Below are 17,780 nucleotides of genomic sequence, written 5' to 3'. Positions count from 1 at the left end.
AATTTAAGATGAAAAAAGACATATTTTTATCTTATTTATTACTTTTTTATTTATTAATAACTTATAGGCACATTAAATTTTGGTATTTTTTGTTCTCCAAAATCGCTTGTAATGCCCTTGTTGTTTTTTATCCAATGAATAATAAATCTCACCTTATTTTTTTAAAACTTTTTTAGGAATGAATGCTACATCAGAATCATAAAGTTTTAATTTAACAACATTAACTCCTTTGCTTTCTTTATCCTCTTTTAAATATTCATTTGGATCAAGTCCATCTACTAATGTTATATTGTTTAAGCCCTGTTTGTTTGCATAAACTAGCAATTGATCTACAACATCTTTATAGGTATGAGAAGAATCAAATGAATTTTCTTGATCTTTAAAAATTGATTCTAACTTTTTCTTTTCTTCTTCAGTTGCTTTTCTATTAGGCTGCTCATTTTCTTTTTTTATTATTGTAGAATCTTCATATTCTTCAGTAGAACTTGTTATGTAAGCGTTCGGATCATCTACTGGCATATGTTCAGGATCAGCATATTCTTCATCTATGTTAATATTTTCTTTTGATTTTTGAGCACTTTGGTTTGTTTTACAACTAATTACAAATAAACTTGTTGTAGTTATTAAGCTAAATGATGATAAAAAAGTTAAAAGTTTTTTCATTTGTTTTCCTTTTTAAATTAAGTTTTGTAATGAAATTTAAACAAAAAATATAAAAAAAACAAGTCCTAGTTTGTAAAATATTACATACTTTGAACTTGTTTAATTAATTATTTTTTAACAAATTTACCTTGAGCTAAATTAGCATTTCCTCCACCTTTAGTCTCATAACCTTCTAAATTGTTAAAAATATCAATGGCTTTGTATTTATCTTGTAAACTTTGACTAACAGCTACAACTATAAAGTTATTTTCATCAGTTGAACTTAATAAAATAACGATTAAATCATTAAATTTATTTCTTAAATCATCAGCTAGTTGTTTTAGATCTTTAATGTTTAATCCTGTAGTTTCTAATCTAATTTCATTAACATTATCTTTATTTAAACTAGGAGTTAAATCTTTAAATTGTAACAGCTTATTAGCTGTAATTAAATCATTAACTTTTTTATCATAATCTTTGTTGATTTCTTTTAATTTATCTAATAGATCTTTTATTACTAATAAGTTTTGTTTATTAATAGTGATATTTTTAATTTGTAAATAAGTATTTTCTAATAACTCATTTGTTAAAAGATTTTTATTTTGATTATATTTATCAATAATAACTTCAGCTTGATCTTTATATAGTTTAAATTGTTCATTTAAATATTCATTAACTGTTTTAAATGAAGTTAAACATTTAATTCTATAAACTCCACTACCTTTAGATTCAATTCCAGTAATAATGAAATCTTCTATTTCACTAGTATTATTAACATGAGTTCCACCACAAAGTTCTGATGAAAAATCACCAAATTTAATTACTCTTACAATCTCATCATATTTTTCTGTAAAAAAAGCTAAAGCATGATATTTATTAACTGATTCAGCTAAATTACAAAAATAAGTTTGTCTATCAACTTTTTGTTTAATTTTTTCTAATACTAGATTTTGAGCTTTTAATAATTCTTCACTACTTGGTAATCTATTAAAAGTAAAGTCCATTCTTAATCCGTTTTCATCATTATATGATCCAGATTGCATTACACTATTTCCTAAAACTTCTCTTAGTGCATAATGAATCATATGAGTTCCTGAGTGATTTTTCATTGTATAAATACGTTTTTCTTCATCAACTCTACAATCAACTAAATCATTTACTTTTAATGTTCCTTGTAATTGAACTCTATGAATGTTTTGATGAGTTGGCCCTTGTTGAACATCAACAACAAACCCTTTAGCATTATTATTAAAAATTAAACCAGTATCTGCTGCTTGTCCACCTTTTTCAGCATAAAAAGGAGTTTTATCTAATATAATAAATACTTCTTGATCAGTTGCAGTTGTAATTTGTTTTTGATCTGTAAACATATAAATAACTTTTGCATTATTTCTACTTGTTTCAGATCAACCTGTAAATTCAGATTCAACATTTAATTTTGTAAATAATTCGTTTTGTTTATCTCAAGCTTTTAAATCTTTTCTAGCATTTCTTGTAGCTTGTTTAGTTTGTTCTAATAATTCTTCAAATCCTTTAACATCAACTTTTACATTAGAAAGTTCTGAAATTTCAATAGTTTGTTCAATTGGAAAACCATAAGATTCAAATAATAATAAAGCATCTTTTGCAACAACTTGATGTTTAGTTTTAATAATATTTTCTAAAAGATCATAACCTTTTGATAAAGTTTTTAAGAATTTTTCTTCTTCAGTTTTAATAGTTTGTTCTACTAAAGATTTTTTATCAATTAAATAAGGATAAAATTCTTTCATTGATTCAATTACACTATCAACTAACTTATATAAAAACGCTTGATTAATTCCTAATTCTTTTCCAAAAACACAAGATCTTCTAATTAATCTTCTAATAATATATCCTCTATCTTTATTACCAGGAAATACACCATCAGAAATTGCAAAAACTGTTGCTCTAATATGATCTGCTATTACTTTAAAAGCAGTATTAATTCTAGTTTGTTTTTGATTTGGATTAAAATAATTATCTATTGAGTATTTAAAATTATCATTAGTTAATTGTTCAACTTTTTTAATAGTTGGATAAAAAATATCAGTTTCAAAGTTAGTAGGAGTATTTTGAAAAATTGAAGCAAAACGTTCTAACCCAGCACCAGTATCGATATTTTTTCTAGGAAGTTCAGTATAGTTATTATTTCCATCATTATTAAATTGAGAAAATACTATATTTCAAACTTCAATATAACGATCATTTTCAATATCATCACTAATTAATCTAGGTCCAATTTTATTAGGATCTCAAATTTCACCTCTATCATAAAAAATCTCAGTATTTGGTCCACAAGGTCCTTGTCCTACATCTCAAAAATTAGTTTTTCTAGATAATCTAAAAATATGATCATCTTCAATTTTAATTACTTCTTTTCAAATTTTATAAGCCTCATCATCTTCATTAAAAACAGTAATATATAACTTGTTTTTATCAATATCAAAATATTTTTTATCTGTTAAAAGCTCTCAAGCAAATTCAATTGCTTCTTTTTTAAAATAATCACCAATTGAAAAATTACCAAGCATTTCAAACATAGTATGATGACGTGCTGTAATTCCAACATTTTCAATATCATTAGTTCTAATTGCTTTTTGAGAGTTAGTTAAACGTGGTGAAGGTGGAGTTTTTCTTCCATCAAAATAAGGTTTTAAAGTAGCAACTCCTGAATTAATTCATAATAAAGATGGATCATCAACTGGTATTAATGAAACTGTTTCTAAAAAATAATGATTTTTAGAAATAAAAAAATCTAATCATATTCTTCTTATTTGATTAGTTGATAATTTTTTCATAAAACCTCCTAATATAACTAAATAAATTATATAGTTATAAACATTTATCTACTAACTAGACTTATTAAAATCTAAATTTTAAATACTACAAATAAAATAATTGTAAGAACTAACATTAAAAATCCACTTAAATAAAACATCTTTTTAATTCTAATTAATTTAGCTTCTTTTAGTTCTAAAGTTTTTTGATATCTTCTTCTTCTATCATTAAAAAATTTAGTAGCTTGTCTATTTTTAACAAACCCAATTATAAACCCTATAAAAAATAAAATTGCTGTATATAAAACATTAAAATAATTAATTCCTTTTCATTTACTAAAACGTTCAATATTTAATGTTAAATATCCAAATAATACTCCAATTAAACTTCCAATAATAAATAAACCAAATACAATTAATCAACCAATTCATCCTAGTTTTTTAGCTTGTTGATATTCATAAAAGTTCATTTTAAAATCATCAGATTCATAAACTTCTTGTATAGCTTTATCTACTTGTTTTTCGTGTTGTTGCTTAGTAAAATTATCAATATCTCTTAACTCTTTGAATACTTTAGATTTTTTCATACATATCTACCTTTTTAATTTTAGAATATAACAAAACATTTAAAAAAATAGTTTTTTTTATTTTTTTTAAAAATTTTGAATGATATTTTGATACTATTAAAAAAATATATTAATAAATTTTTGGTGATTTTAGTTGAACTATATATAGTAATTGAGTTAATTTAATTAACTTTTTTATTTTTTATTTTTTAATATATTTAATAGAAAGGAAAAGTTTTATGAAGTCAACATTAAAAACTAAACAAGAACAGTTGAATTTAAAAACCCAACTATTACTTGATGATTTTAGTTTACTTAATGAAACTAATCAACAACATAAAGTAAGTAAGTGAACTACTTTTAAATATTGGTATTATGATACATCAGCTAATATTTATAAATATTTTGTAAGACATCCTTTATATGGTTATTCATTTAAGCGTATTTTATATGGATTAATTACTTTATTGTTATCAGTTATTATTTTATATGCTGTGATTCGTACAATTACTCCAGATGTTAAATATTTACCAGCTGATATTAGAAAAACTGGTTTATCTAAAGAACAAATTAACATTCTATTAATTGATAGAATGAAGCGTTTTGGAGTTTATGGACCTTTAATTCCTCAAATCCTAACATATCTAAAAAATATTACACCATTTATTCCTAAACAAGTTGTAATAGGTTCAGAAGTTGTAATTTCTACAAATGGTCAAGCTATTATTGATTCATCAAGATTGATTACTGAAACTAGATATCTTTATTTAGGTGTAACAACTGCTACTTCAGTTGCTGAAGAAGGTAGTGATGCATTAAAAACTTTTCTAGATGCAATGCCATATTCATTTGCTATTGGTTCAGTTTCAGTTTTAATTAGTTATGCATTAGCAATTTTAATTGGTGTAAGAGCTGCTAAAAAGAAAGGAAAATTATTTGATAACGTATTTAATGGAGTTTCAGCTCTATTATTAGCAATTCCATCAATTGTTATTATTATTGGAACATTCATTTTTTCAGTAGCTGTTTTAGGAAATTCAGGAATTTATAATACAGGAAGTTTTGCAACTAGATTCTGACCAATTTTTGCAATTGTTGTAATTAACCTACCAGGTATTGCTACTTTTGTAAGAAGATATATAGTTGATGAAATGACTGTTGATTATGCTAAATTTGCTTTAGCTAAAGGAACTAGTTCAAATAAAACTTATTATGTTCATATCTTTAGAAATGCTGGAGTAAGAATTGTTAGAAGTATTCCAAGTGAAATTATTTTAACAGTGTTTGGATCATCAATGATTGTTGAAACTCAATGAGCTATTCCTGGAATGGGAAGATTAATTAAAGAATCAGCTGGTGGAAACGACTTTTTTGTTTTCCTAGGGCTTACAGTTTTATCTTCATTTGTAAGTATTTTTGCAAAATTACTAGCTGACTTAATTCACGTACTATTAGATCCAAGAGTAAGTTTAACTAAAGATTAGAAAGGAGTGATTTGTATGAAAACTGAACAATTAGAACAAGATTATTCAGCACTTTTAGATAATGAAAGAGAAGCATTTTTCAAAAGACATGGTTTAGATATTTTTCAAATAGATCACTCTTTATTTGAACTAGTAGGTTCACAAGCACAAACTAGTGAAACTCTTATTACAAAACCATATAGTTATTGAAAAGCTGTTGGAAAAATTTTAATAACTAGCAAAGTGTTTATTGTTTGTTCAATTATTTTATTAGCTTTATTACTAACTTCAATTATTGTTCCTTATGGAAAAGAAGCAATTCCATTAGTAACACCTGGTAAAACTCAAGCTCATCCATCTGCAAAATACTGATTTGGATTAGGTAGAAATGGTGAAGATTATTGAATTGAAATCTGATTAGGTTTAAGAAGTAGTTTATCGTTTGCTTTTGTTATGACCTTTTTACAATTATCAATTGGAATTATTATGGGATTAATTTGAGGATATTATAGAAAATTAGATATTTTCTTCTATCAATTAACTTCATTAATTCTAGTTATTCCACAACTAATCTTAATTATTGTTATTATGTCAGTATTTGGTGTTGGATATTGGCCAATGATTCTAGGGATTGTTATTCAAGCATGAATTGGACCAGCATTTAGTATAAGAATTTTAGTTCTATCAATTAGAGATGCTGATTACAACATTGCTTCAATTACTTTAGGAACTAGATCAGATAAAATTATTAGAAAAAATGTTTTACCAAAAATTCTACCAGTATTAATTCAAGTATCAACATTCTCAATTCCTACTGCAATAGCAATTGAATCAACTCTTGCTTACTTTGATAGAGGATTTGTTGATGGAAAAGTTAATACTTCATTAGGTAAAATTCTTCAATCAATTATGCAATCAAGTGAATGACAAGTTTATCCGCACTTAATCATTTTACCTATTGTATTTATTTGTATTATTTCAACTTTATTTTTCTTAGTATTAAAAGTATTTGCCGATTCATTAGATCCAAAAAACCATAGATAGAAAGGATAGAAATTATGAAAAATGTTATATTATCAATTAAGGATTTAGTCGTAAAATTTCGTGTCCGTTCTAAAGTTTTAACTTCTATTAGAAATATTAGTTTTGATATTTATGATGGAGAAACTGTAGCTATAGTTGGTGAATCTGGATCTGGAAAATCAGTATTAACTAAAACTTTAACTAATATGTTAGAGTCAAATGGTTATATTGCTAATGGATCAATTATGTATTATCCAAATAAAGCTACTAGAGAAAATGAATCATCTGTTTTTAAAAAAGATCTTGATTTAGTAGAATTTCATAAAAATTCTTTAGAAAGTGAATCAAGAAAAGGGATTAAAAAATACAATAATAAAAAAATTAAAGATGCTTTATTACTAATTAAAGAATTAAATGAATCAACTGTTGAGTCTTTAAATTTAAAAATTGAAGAATTACAACAAAAAGCTGATATGTTAAAAAAATACGAGTTTACTAACAGTACTAAAAAACTAGTTAAAAGAAACGAGTATTTAGAACAAATTAAAAAACTAAAAGAACAAATTGAGTGAAAAAAAGATCCTAAGAAATTAGAATTTGAAATTCAACAATTAGAAAAAACTATTCAAACTGCTAAAAAAGAAATTTATAATTTTAAAACAGTTAGTCCTTTAAAAAAGTTTAAATACTTTCAAATTATCAATCTAATTAATAAAGTAAATAAAAATGAATTAGATGATATTAATAAACTAGAACCACACATTAAGTGATTAGATGAAATTGAATATAAAAATCATTTTGAAAGTTTAGCTTTAGAAATTCTTTATGATATTAGATCTAATAAAAATCAAAAATTAGATCAAGCTAAATTAGAATCATTAACTGAATTATGAGATTTTATTAAACGTTTTAATTTCTGAATTAAAAGAAGTACTGATAAGAACTTACAACATTTACGTGGTGGAACTATTGCTACAATTTTTCAAGACCCAATGACTTCTTTAAACCCATTATTAAGTGTTGGATATCAAATTAGTGAAGTTTTAAGAAATCATAGTAAGTTAAATAGAGCTGAAGCTAAAGTTGAAGCTATTAACTTAATGAAAAAAGTAGGAATTCCAAATGCTGAAAAGCGTTATAAAGATTTACCTGGAAAATATTCAGGTGGAATGAGACAAAGAGTTGTTATTGCAATTGCTTTAGCATGTAGACCAAAAGTTTTAATTTGTGATGAACCAACAACTGCATTAGATGTAACTATTCAAGCTCAAATTTTAGATCTAATTAAAGAACTAAAAAAAGAATATAAATTTACAGTAATTTTTATTACTCACGATTTAGGAGTTGTTGCAAATATTGCTGATAGAGTAGCTGTTATGTATGCTGGTCAAATTATTGAATATGGAACAACTAATGATGTATTCTTTAATTCAAAACACCCATATACTTGAGCTTTACTTTCATCACTACCTCAACTTGGAACAAAAGGTGAAGAACTATATTCAATTAGTGGTACTCCACCTTCATTATTTAAAGAAATCAAAGCTGATGCATTTGCACCAAGAAACACATTTGCTTTAGCAGTTGATTATAAATATGAACCTCCAATGTTTAAAATTTCTGATACTCATTTTGCAAAAACTTGATTATTAGATCCACGTGCTCCAAAAATTAAACGTCCAAAACAATTAAACAATCTGAAAAAAGCTGTTTCTGAATCAAAGGTTGGTGAATAATATGAAAGAAAATAAAAAAGAAGCGATTTTAAAAGTTCGTGACCTTTTGATTGAATTTGGAAACGGTAGAAATAAGTTAAAAGCTGTTAAAGGAGTAACTTTTGATGTTTATAAAGGTGAAACTTTTGGTTTAGTTGGAGAATCTGGATCAGGTAAAACTACAATCGGTAGAGCAATTATTGGAATTCAACCAGTAAGTGATGGAGCAATTTATTTTGAAAATAAATTATTAAGAGGTAAATCTCCTGATGTTTATAAAATTAATCAAAAAATTGCTAGACACTTATATATAATGCAACAAAACCAATTAACTACTTCACTTAGTTTAAATGATTATTCTAATGAATTTAAAAGAGTTTATTATAAATATGTTCAATCTAAATTCTTTGATTTTAAAACTCAAGAATTAAAAGATTATGAAGATGGAAAATCAAGAAAGATTAAAGAAGGAGTTAATTTAAACACTACTAAATTAGTTAGTGTTAAAAAGAATGCTAATCTTTCAATTATTATTCAAGCAATTACTGATAATTTAAAACGTTTATTAAAAATTATTAGACTACAAGAAAAAGCATCAAGAATCACTAAAAACATTTCAAAACATACTGGTGTTAAACTTGAGCTTCAAGAAGCGATTAACAAATACCAAGATTTTGTTCATAGTTCAATTTTAAAAACTAAAGATTTAGAAAACACCATTTATACTACTTTACAAGAAATGTTAGCAATTAGAAATGCTGTTAATGAAGGTAAATATACTTCAGTAACTAAGTTTTTTGATGATATGGGAGCTAAGTTAAAATTAGTTATAAAAAGTCAAAAACTAATTTCTCCTCAACTTGAAGAAGCTAGTTATGATCAGTTAATGAATTTAGCATTGACTTGTCCTAAATCAAAAAACAGTTATTATTTAAAAAAATTACAACAAAGAATTGAGTATTTAACTTTAAATAATAAAACTGAATTAGCTGAAGAATATAAATCAGTTATAAATACTGTTGAAAATAGTGATTTTTATCAAAATTTAAAAACTGCTGAAATCTTTAAATCTCCAAGTAAAAAAGAACTTAGAGAAAGTAAAAAAGATATGCAAATGATTTTCCAAGATCCAAGTTCATCATTAAATGAAAGAATGGCTGTTGAAGAAATCATTAAAGAAGGTTTAGATAACTTTCCTGAACTTTATACAAATGAACAAGTTAGAGTTGCATATCAACAATGATTTAATACTAAAAATCCAGAAAATAAAATCACTGATATTTTAGAAATTGATAAAAAAGATATTAAAAGATTTCTAATTAACCAATTACTAGAAACTGTTGGATTATTACCTGAACATTTATCAAGATATCCACATGAGTTTTCAGGAGGACAACGTCAAAGAATTGGTATTGCTAGAGCCTTAATTATGAAACCAAAATTTGTTGTAGCTGATGAACCTATTTCAGCACTTGATGTTTCAATTAGAGCTCAAATTATGAACTTATTAGCAAAATTTCAAAAACAATTTGATTTAACTTATATTTTTATTGCTCACGATTTATCAGTTGTTAGATTTGCAACAGATAGAATTGCTGTTATTTATCGTGGTGATATTGTTGAATTAGCTGAATCTGATGAATTATTTGAACTACCACTACATCCTTATACTAGATCTTTACTAAGTGCTATTCCTTTACCAGATCCAGTTCAAGAAAGTAAAAAAGTTCACTTTGTTTATAATCCAGAAGTTGAACATTATGATTATTTAGTTGATTTTCCAAAATGAGTTGAAGTTTCTAAAGGTCATTTTGTTTATGCTAATGAAAGAGAAGTTAAAGTTTATAAAAAACAAATCAAAGCTTACAAAGATGAATTAAAATTAAAATCAAAAACTAAAATGTAAGAAAGGAGGAAATTTTATGAAAAAAGTTTTAGGTATTACACTTTTAGGATCAATTATTGCAACAGCTTCTGCTTCTGTTGTAAGTTGTTCAGTTGGAATTAGTTTAGATAAAATTTTAAATAGAAAAAATCCTAATACTAAAGTTTTACGTGAACTTACTAACTATTCTTTAGCTAATCTAAACTCAGCAACTAATAATACTTCAAATGATGCTGATATTATTGCTAATTTACAAGATGTTTTATTAGCAGTTAATAATCACGATCATTATGAAGGTTCATTAGCTGAATACTGAGATCATAACGAAGCTAAAGATTACTGAAAATTTAGAATCAGAAGAAACGCATTTTGAACTAAAATTGAAAATAACAAACAAGTAAAAGGCCCCCAAATTACTGGAAAAGATATTTTTAATACTTTTAGATATGCTCTTAATAGGAACAATACTGCTTTAACTATTGAGCATTTTAGAACTAACTTTAAATACGTTACTGAATTACTTAACTTTATAGATAAATTAGCAAATCCTAAACATAATAAAGGAAAACAAGACAGTTTATATGATGCACGTTTTGACAAGGATGTTCCAGGAAATCTAAGAGAAAACGAATTAAAGTCAAGTTATTTCATTGATAGAGCCATTCTTGCTTTTAACATAAATCAAAATGAACAAGAAGCAAGAAAAATGGCTTTGAATACGTCAATGTCAACTAAAGAATTGGCTGAAAAATCATTTAAAGAAGGAAAAATCATTAATGATGGTAAAGAAAATGGTTCTAATAATGCCAATGCAAATGGACTAGATTCAAGTATCTTTGATGTTGGTTTTCATCTTTCTAAGAAAATATCTTACTTCGAGTCTGTAATTTCATACCTAGCATTTGCTCCTATTCCAGAAATTGCTCTTCAATATGCTACTGATAAAGACCAACAAGCTAATATTTATGCTGGTAGTGCTTATGGTAAACCTTTAAGCAGAATAGCTGGATATAATGGTTTATGATATTCAGGTCCATATGTTATTGAAGAATATTTCCCAGGGTCAAAGCTAAATCTAACTAAAAATGAATTTTACTATAATAAGGAAAAAATTTATATTGATAAAATTCTTTACAGTTTTATTAATAAAGGTGATGCTGCAACTAGAAGATTTTTATTTGAAACCGGTGATGTTTCATCAACTAAAATTAACGCAAATGATTTAGCTGGTTGAAAAAAATACGTTGGAAAAGAAAGTGATCCTGTATTTGAAGGAACTAACATAATCAAACAAAAACCAACTACAGTTTGAGCATTTGGATTTAACTTTAATAGTAAAGGTACTCAAATTCCTGAAAAAATCCAACTTGATAATAATGGTAAACTTGTTGATAGTAAAAGAAGAACAAGAACAGATGAAGAAGATAGTATTTTGAATAGAGCTTTAGCATTAAAATCATTGAGAATAATGTTTAGATATGGATTAAATCGTTCATTATATGCTAAGTTCTATTCAGAAGCTAGAGATGGTCAAGATCACCCAGTAAGTTCACAACTAAGAAATAGTTTTACAAGTAGTTATATTGCAACTTATAACGATGAAAAAAATATGGTTTTACCAAAGGATTCTGGGGAAAAAGTAGCTGATTATACAGACTTCTTAGCAAAGGATTATTATGACATTGCAAAATATAATGATAATAATGAGCCTATAAACGGAAATGCTTCAACCTCTTCTTCACCTACTGTAAGATCTACTTCTTCAAATAGTTCTACTAACACTTCAAACGGAATGTCTTGAAGTGATTGAATGATTAAGGTTTTAGAAAATAAAAAATGGTATGATAAAGAAAGAATAAAAAGTTGAGCTAATCGTTTTGGTAAAGTCAAAGACCAAAAAAATTTAGATAATCCTAGAAAAGTTAGTGTATATAATGAAGGTAATGATGCATATTTAGAAAATGATTTACTTGCATTTACTGCATTTTTAGAAGAAGACCAATTGCAACCACAAAATGGTGGTTCTGATAATGGTCTATTTGATTTAAATAGAGACCCTAAATCTGTTAAATTTAAAAATGAAAGTCTAGCAAAAGAATTTGCTAATTTAATTGGAGTTTATGATCAAGGGTTTGACCCCAATAAGGACTATCAAGCACAAGATTCTAAGTTATCAACTTTATACAAAAAAATGAGCTTATTAAAACAACAAGTAAAAGAGGATTTACAAAAAATCTCTGGTGTTAATACAAATAATCCTATTACTATTCCTTTCTTATTAAATCCTGCTGGGTCTGATGACTATAAACTTAAAACACGTCGTATGTTTGAAGTATTTAGTTTCTTAACTAGAAAAAAAGGAACTAATGATATAGATTCTCCATTTGTATTTGATATCTATCAACCGGTAGATGAAAGTAAGTATAGAGAAGAAGAAAGTCAAAATAAATATGGACTATCAGCTTTTGGATGAGGTCCGGATTATGATGATCCAACTAACTATCTAGCAACTATTAAATACGATGGAGCTTACGATTATCTACAAAATTGAACTACATTGTTTAATAAATCAGTTTTAACTAATTCTAATACAGGATCAAATGGTCAAAGCAATAACAAAGGCATTAAACTTGAGTTAGCTATAAGCGAAAAAGAACAAAAAGATAAAGATAAATTAGAAAAGGCTTATAAAAATCTAAAAGATTCACTTCAATATTTCACAAATGAATTAACTAATGTTGATGAAAATGAACAAGATCTATATAAAAGATATACTAAATTAGCCAAACTAGAAAACTTCTATACTTTATCTTCAGCTATTATTATTCCTACTCATACTACTCAAGCTGATACTCTTCCAGTAATTTCATATCTTGATGAATTTTCTAAACCAACTTGACCAACAGGAACTCATGCAAGAAGACTAGTTGGTGTTAGAATGTTTGACAAAATTGTTACTAAGTCACAATTTGCTGAACAAAAAGCAAAATATGAAAAAGAAAAACAAAATGGTTATAATTCATTATACCCAATGACATTTGATGAAAATTCAGGCAAAAATGTTTACTTTAATAAGTTTATGGGTAATTGAAGAGATGAATGAAAAAAGCAGTATGAGGAACGAAAAAAACAAAATAAATAATTTTAAAACAATACTTAAAGTATTGTTTTTTTATTAAATAATTAGTTTTATTAGTGATAAATATACTATTTGCTAAGTATATTTATCTTATTTTTTTAATATCTATTCTAGATTTATTAATATATGTTTTAATAAAAATAAGTGTATTTAATAAAGGATTTATATGAAACTTAATCAAGTTTATAACATTGATTGTTTAGATGGTTTAAAACAAATAGAAGATAATATCATTGATCTAGTTTATCTTGATCCACCATTTTTTACTCAAAAAACTCATTTTTTAGTAGATAAAACTAATAAAAAATATTCTTTTGATGATACTTGAAAAAATATTAATGAATATAAGGAATTTTTAAAAATTAGATTTATTGAAATTAAAAGAGTTTTAAAATCTACTGGTAGTGTTTTTGTTCATTGTGATAAGACTGCAAATCATATAATAAGAATGTTATTAGATGAAATATTTGGTTCATCTAATTTTAGAAGTGAGATTATTTGAGTTTATAAAAGATGAAGTAATTCTAAAAAAGGCTTATTAGATTCTCATCAAAATATCTATCATTATTCTAAAACTAATGATTTTAAATTTAACACAATATATACTGATTATTCATTAACTACTAATATTGATCAGATTTTACAATTAAGAGTTAAAGATCAAAATAATAAAACAATTTATAAAAAAGATCAAAACAACAATATTATTTATAATCAAATAAAAAAAGGTGTGCCTTTAAGTGATGTATGAAACATACCTTTTTTAAACCCAAAAGCAAAAGAAAGAACAGGTTATCCTACTCAAAAACCTATTGAGCTATTAGAAAGAATCATTAGTTTAACTACTAATGAAAATGATCTAGTTTTAGATCCATTTGTTGGTAGTGGAACTAGTGTTGTTGCTAGTAAATTATTAAATAGAAACTTTATTGGTTTTGATATAAATATTGATGCTATTAATTTAACTAATAAAAGATTACAAAATCCTATTAAAACTCAATCGCATTTATTAAAAAATGGCATTGATAAATACGATACTAAAACAGAAAAAGAAAAACAAATTCTAAGTAGATATGACTGTGATATTGTTTGAAGAAATAAAGGTCTAGATGCTATTTTAAAACAAAAGATTAATAATAAAACAGTTGGTATTAAAATTCAAAAACAAATTGAAACGTTAAAAGAAAGCCAAAATCTTTTAATAAATTGTATGAAATCTAAAAATATAGAACTTGGGTTTTTAATAAGAACACATTTTGATGATGATGATTATCAAAAACTAGATAATGTTATTCTAATAGATGATATTGATTATTTATTAGAGACATATAAATAAATATACTTATCATATATTTCTTGTGTAATATTAAAAAACTACTTTAAATATAAAAGAAAAAAACATCTCTACTTGTAAGACAAGTGATGAACAAAGTAAATTAATATAATTACAAATTTAATAATTTAATTCACAATGTAAACACAACTTTATTATGTTATATTATTTATAAGGTGATAATAATATGAAAACAACAAATTTAAACGTAAGAATTGATAAAGAAGTCAAACATGATGCAGAAGCTATATTTAATGAATTGGGTTTAAGCACATCAGCAGCTATAAATATGTTTTTTAAGGCTACAATTAGAAATAACAGTCTTCCTTTTAGCACTAAACTGGATACTCCTAATAAAGAAACTTTGTTAGCTATGAAAGAAGCAGAAGAACTATTAAAAGATCCAAATACAAAGTATTATTCAAGCTTTAAAGAACTTTTAGAGACATTAGATGACTAAATATAAAATTGTTTGAACAACAAAATTTAAAAAGGATTTAAAGCTAGCTAAAAAACAAAACAAAGATTTAAATAAACTAGACTATGTTATTAATATATTAACTCAAGGCAAAGAGTTAGACGCAAAATATCAGGATCATTCACTTACTGGCATTTATAAAGGATATAGAGAGTGTCATATTGACCCTGACTGACTTTTAATATATAAAAAAGATGATGATAAAATTGTTATAATAATGTTAAGATTAGGTTCACATTCTAATTTATTTGAAAAACAAAAAAACTACTAGGCTAAACAAAAAACAGCTTTAAGCTGTTTTTTTATTAAAAATCTATAACATTTGGATCTAATAAGAATTGTTTTAAACCTATGTAAAGTATTCCGTTTTCATCATATCTAGGTTCAATATCATCATAAATAATCACTATCTTTTTAAAGTTATCTTTAATTTTTAATAAAGAATTAATTTCTTGATCTTTTTTTTGTTTGGTATAAACATTCATAGCAAATTGAATGTAGTATCTTTTACTTGCCATTTCAGCTACAAAATCAACTTCTAATTGCTTTGTAGTTCTTTTATTATCAATTGTGATTTGTTGAATAACACTTCCAACATATACACTATAATCTCTTTTAACAAGTTCATTATAAATAATGTTTTCTATAATATGTTTTTTTTCTATTTGTCTATAATTAATACAAGCGTTTCATAAACCAATATCATTAAAATAATATTTATTAATTGAAGAAAAATGTTTATTACCTTTAACATCATATTTTTCTATATGAGATAAAATAAAACTATTTTCAAAATAAGATAAGTAATTAGAAATTGTGCTTGCTGAAATATCGGTTTTCATTTCTGATTTAAATCTATTTTGTAGTTTAGTTGGGTTTGTAAAAGAACCAATAGCTGATGAAACAAACTTTAAAAGTGTTTCTAAAACAATTAGATCTTTTTGAATGTTATATCTTTCTTTAATATCTTTTAAATAAATTTCTTCAAATTGATTAGTTAAATATTGCTTTTTTTCTTCTATAGTTTGATTTAAATAAACTTCAGGTAAACCACCATAATTAATATAATGATCTAATGCTTGTTCGTTGTTTTCAAATAAATAATTAATTTCACTAAATACTAAAGGATGAACTTTAATTTGACTAGATCTACCTCTAAAATTTGTAAGAATATCAGTTGATAACATCTTTGAATTACTTCCAGTAATATATAGATCAATATTTGGATTATCATAAAAACTCAATATCACATCTACAAAAGTTAAAATTTGTTCATAACCAGTGTTATTAGTTTGTTTTATAGTTTCACAGTATTGTATTTCATCAATAAAAACATAATACATTTTATTAGGATCATTTGTACGTTGTTTTATATAGTTGTATAAATTATCAAGTTTTCTATATTCTATGTTTTCTCATTTATCTAGTTTTAGTGTTATTATTTGTTCTTCTTTAATTCCTATTGATAACAAAAAATCTTTATAAATATTAAAAAATAAATAGGATTTACCAACTCTTCTTATTCCTGTTATCACTTTTATTTTGTTATTATTCTTTTTTCTTATTAATTTATTTAAATAATAATCTCTATTAATTTGCATAAGTATTGCTTCCTTGTAATTTAATAATAACATTTAAAAGTACTCATTTAATATTTAGTTGTATTTACATGAAAATATTAAATGTATAGGTTAATAGTAGTTTAGTTTGTATTTAATTTATTACAAATAACTAAGTTTGTTTTTACTAGCCTTCTTTTATTTAACTTATTAAAATTAGGCTTATTTTTATTTATTTAAATAATAAATTAAAATTAATAATAAGTAATACTTATAGATGAGGTTTTATTATGAAGTTAAAAGACTTAAATTTAAAACGCTTAATTTTAATAGATCTTGATGGAACTACTTTAACTAATCAAAATGATCAAATTCACCCAATAACAAAAAAAGCTCTAATTGATGCTCAAAAAAATGGACATGTTGTTTGTATAATAACTGGAAGACCTTTTAGAGCAGTTGAACATATTTATAAAGAATTAAAACTTAATAGTTTATTAGCTAATTTTGATAGTGCTCATATTCATGATCCAAACAAAAAGTTAATGAAAAGAGTAGTTTTACCTATTAATAATGAAATTATTTCTCAAATTATTAATGAACCTATTATTAAAAATAGTGTAGAAAATATTTTAATAGAATATTATGATAAATCATTATTATGAAAAACTGATAAAGAATTAGAAGATTTCTTTCATTTAGATAAAGTTAAAAACACAAAAGATTTTCAATTTATTAAAGCTTCTCCTTATACAGAATGAAAATCACCAAGTAATAACATAGTTTTAAAACTAAAATCAAATGAACATAAAGATGAAGTAATTAGAGTTTTATCAAAATATCAAGATGCTATTAAAATCCAAAGTGATATTTTATATGGAGTAGTTACTAGTAAAACAAAACCAGTGATTACTTTAACAAATAAAAATGCTGATAAAGGTTTTGCAAGTATCTTTTTAGCTCAATATTATAACAAAGATATAAGAGATGTAATTGCATTTGGTGATCAGTTAAACGATTTAGAAATGTTAAAAACAGTTGGTTGTTCAGTTGCTATGAAAAATGGAGTTAATAGTTTAAAATTTGTAGCTAAAGGAATAACTCATTATACTAATGATGAAGGTGGATTAGGTCATTATTTAGATTTATTATTACAAGGAAAAGAAGTGTAAAAAAAGA

General features: G+C 24.6%; 13 protein-coding genes. 9 read left to right on the top strand and 4 right to left on the bottom strand.

Features of this window, described 5'->3' with window-relative positions:
* Positions 1–153: 153 nt before the first annotated feature.
* From D500_RS03655 to D500_RS03645, 3 genes are all read right to left on the bottom strand, one after another.
* The gene (locus D500_RS03655; RefSeq protein WP_008362644.1) at positions 154–663 is read right to left on the bottom strand and encodes a lipoprotein; all 510 of its coding nucleotides are present in this window, start codon (positions 661–663) and stop codon (positions 154–156) included.
* Between the two features lie 107 nt (positions 664–770).
* Entirely contained in the window at positions 771–3,461 is a 2,691-nt protein-coding gene (gene alaS / locus D500_RS03650; RefSeq protein WP_008362642.1) for an alanine--tRNA ligase, read from the bottom strand.
* A 71-nt stretch (positions 3,462–3,532) separates the two neighbouring features.
* A complete protein-coding gene (locus D500_RS03645; protein WP_008362640.1) occupies positions 3,533–4,027 on the bottom strand; it encodes a hypothetical protein in 495 nt (164 codons plus the stop codon).
* Between the two features lie 218 nt (positions 4,028–4,245).
* Between D500_RS03645 and oppB the strand changes: the two genes are divergently transcribed.
* The 8 genes from oppB (at position 4,246) to D500_RS03605 (ending at position 15,313) form a co-directional block, all read left to right on the top strand.
* Positions 4,246–5,490, top strand: a complete 1,245-nt coding sequence (oppB, locus tag D500_RS03640) for an oligopeptide ABC transporter permease OppB (protein ID WP_008362638.1) — start codon at positions 4,246–4,248, stop codon at positions 5,488–5,490.
* 15 nt (positions 5,491–5,505) lie between these two features.
* On the top strand, positions 5,506–6,513 hold the full coding sequence (gene oppC, locus D500_RS03635) for an oligopeptide ABC transporter permease OppC (RefSeq protein WP_008362635.1): 1,008 nt from the start codon (positions 5,506–5,508) through the stop codon (positions 6,511–6,513).
* Between the two features lie 14 nt (positions 6,514–6,527).
* Positions 6,528–8,228 (top strand): oligopeptide ABC transporter ATP-binding protein OppD, encoded by a 1,701-nt coding sequence (gene oppD, locus D500_RS03630; protein ID WP_008362633.1) that lies wholly within the window; start codon positions 6,528–6,530, stop codon positions 8,226–8,228.
* A gap of 1 nt (position 8,229) precedes the next feature.
* Positions 8,230–10,113 (top strand): ATP-binding cassette domain-containing protein, encoded by a 1,884-nt coding sequence (locus D500_RS03625; protein WP_008362631.1) that lies wholly within the window; start codon positions 8,230–8,232, stop codon positions 10,111–10,113.
* A 16-nt stretch (positions 10,114–10,129) separates the two neighbouring features.
* Positions 10,130–13,234 (top strand): oligopeptide ABC transporter substrate-binding protein OppA, encoded by a 3,105-nt coding sequence (gene oppA, locus D500_RS03620; protein WP_008362628.1) that lies wholly within the window; start codon positions 10,130–10,132, stop codon positions 13,232–13,234.
* Between the two features lie 163 nt (positions 13,235–13,397).
* A complete protein-coding gene (locus tag D500_RS03615) occupies positions 13,398–14,567 on the top strand; it encodes a DNA-methyltransferase (protein WP_008362626.1) in 1,170 nt (389 codons plus the stop codon).
* Positions 14,568–14,751: 184 nt separating this feature from the next.
* Positions 14,752–15,024 carry a type II toxin-antitoxin system RelB/DinJ family antitoxin gene (locus D500_RS03610; protein WP_008362623.1) on the top strand — a complete coding sequence of 91 codons (273 nt, stop codon included), beginning with the start codon at positions 14,752–14,754 and terminating at the stop codon, positions 15,022–15,024.
* A complete protein-coding gene (locus D500_RS03605) occupies positions 15,017–15,313 on the top strand; it encodes a type II toxin-antitoxin system YafQ family toxin (RefSeq protein ID WP_008362621.1) in 297 nt (98 codons plus the stop codon). The genes D500_RS03610 and D500_RS03605 overlap by 8 nt, the downstream gene beginning before the upstream one ends.
* Before the next feature lie 34 nt (positions 15,314–15,347).
* Here the strand turns inward: D500_RS03605 and D500_RS03600 are convergent, their stop codons facing one another.
* Positions 15,348–16,643 carry an ATP-binding protein gene (locus tag D500_RS03600; protein ID WP_008362619.1) on the bottom strand — a complete coding sequence of 432 codons (1,296 nt, stop codon included), beginning with the start codon at positions 16,641–16,643 and terminating at the stop codon, positions 15,348–15,350.
* A gap of 248 nt (positions 16,644–16,891) precedes the next feature.
* Here D500_RS03600 and D500_RS03595 point away from each other — a divergent pair, with 248 nt between their 5' ends.
* A complete protein-coding gene (locus D500_RS03595) occupies positions 16,892–17,773 on the top strand; it encodes a Cof-type HAD-IIB family hydrolase (protein WP_008362617.1) in 882 nt (293 codons plus the stop codon).
* Positions 17,774–17,780: the final 7 nt, after the last annotated feature.

The organism is Mycoplasma feriruminatoris (genome assembly GCF_000327395.2).
GTDB lineage: Bacteria > Bacillota_I > Bacilli_A > Mycoplasmatales > Mycoplasmataceae > Mycoplasma > Mycoplasma feriruminatoris.
The sequence above is the reverse complement of the archived record's forward strand: the minus strand, read 5'-3'. Positions and strand labels throughout refer to the sequence as shown.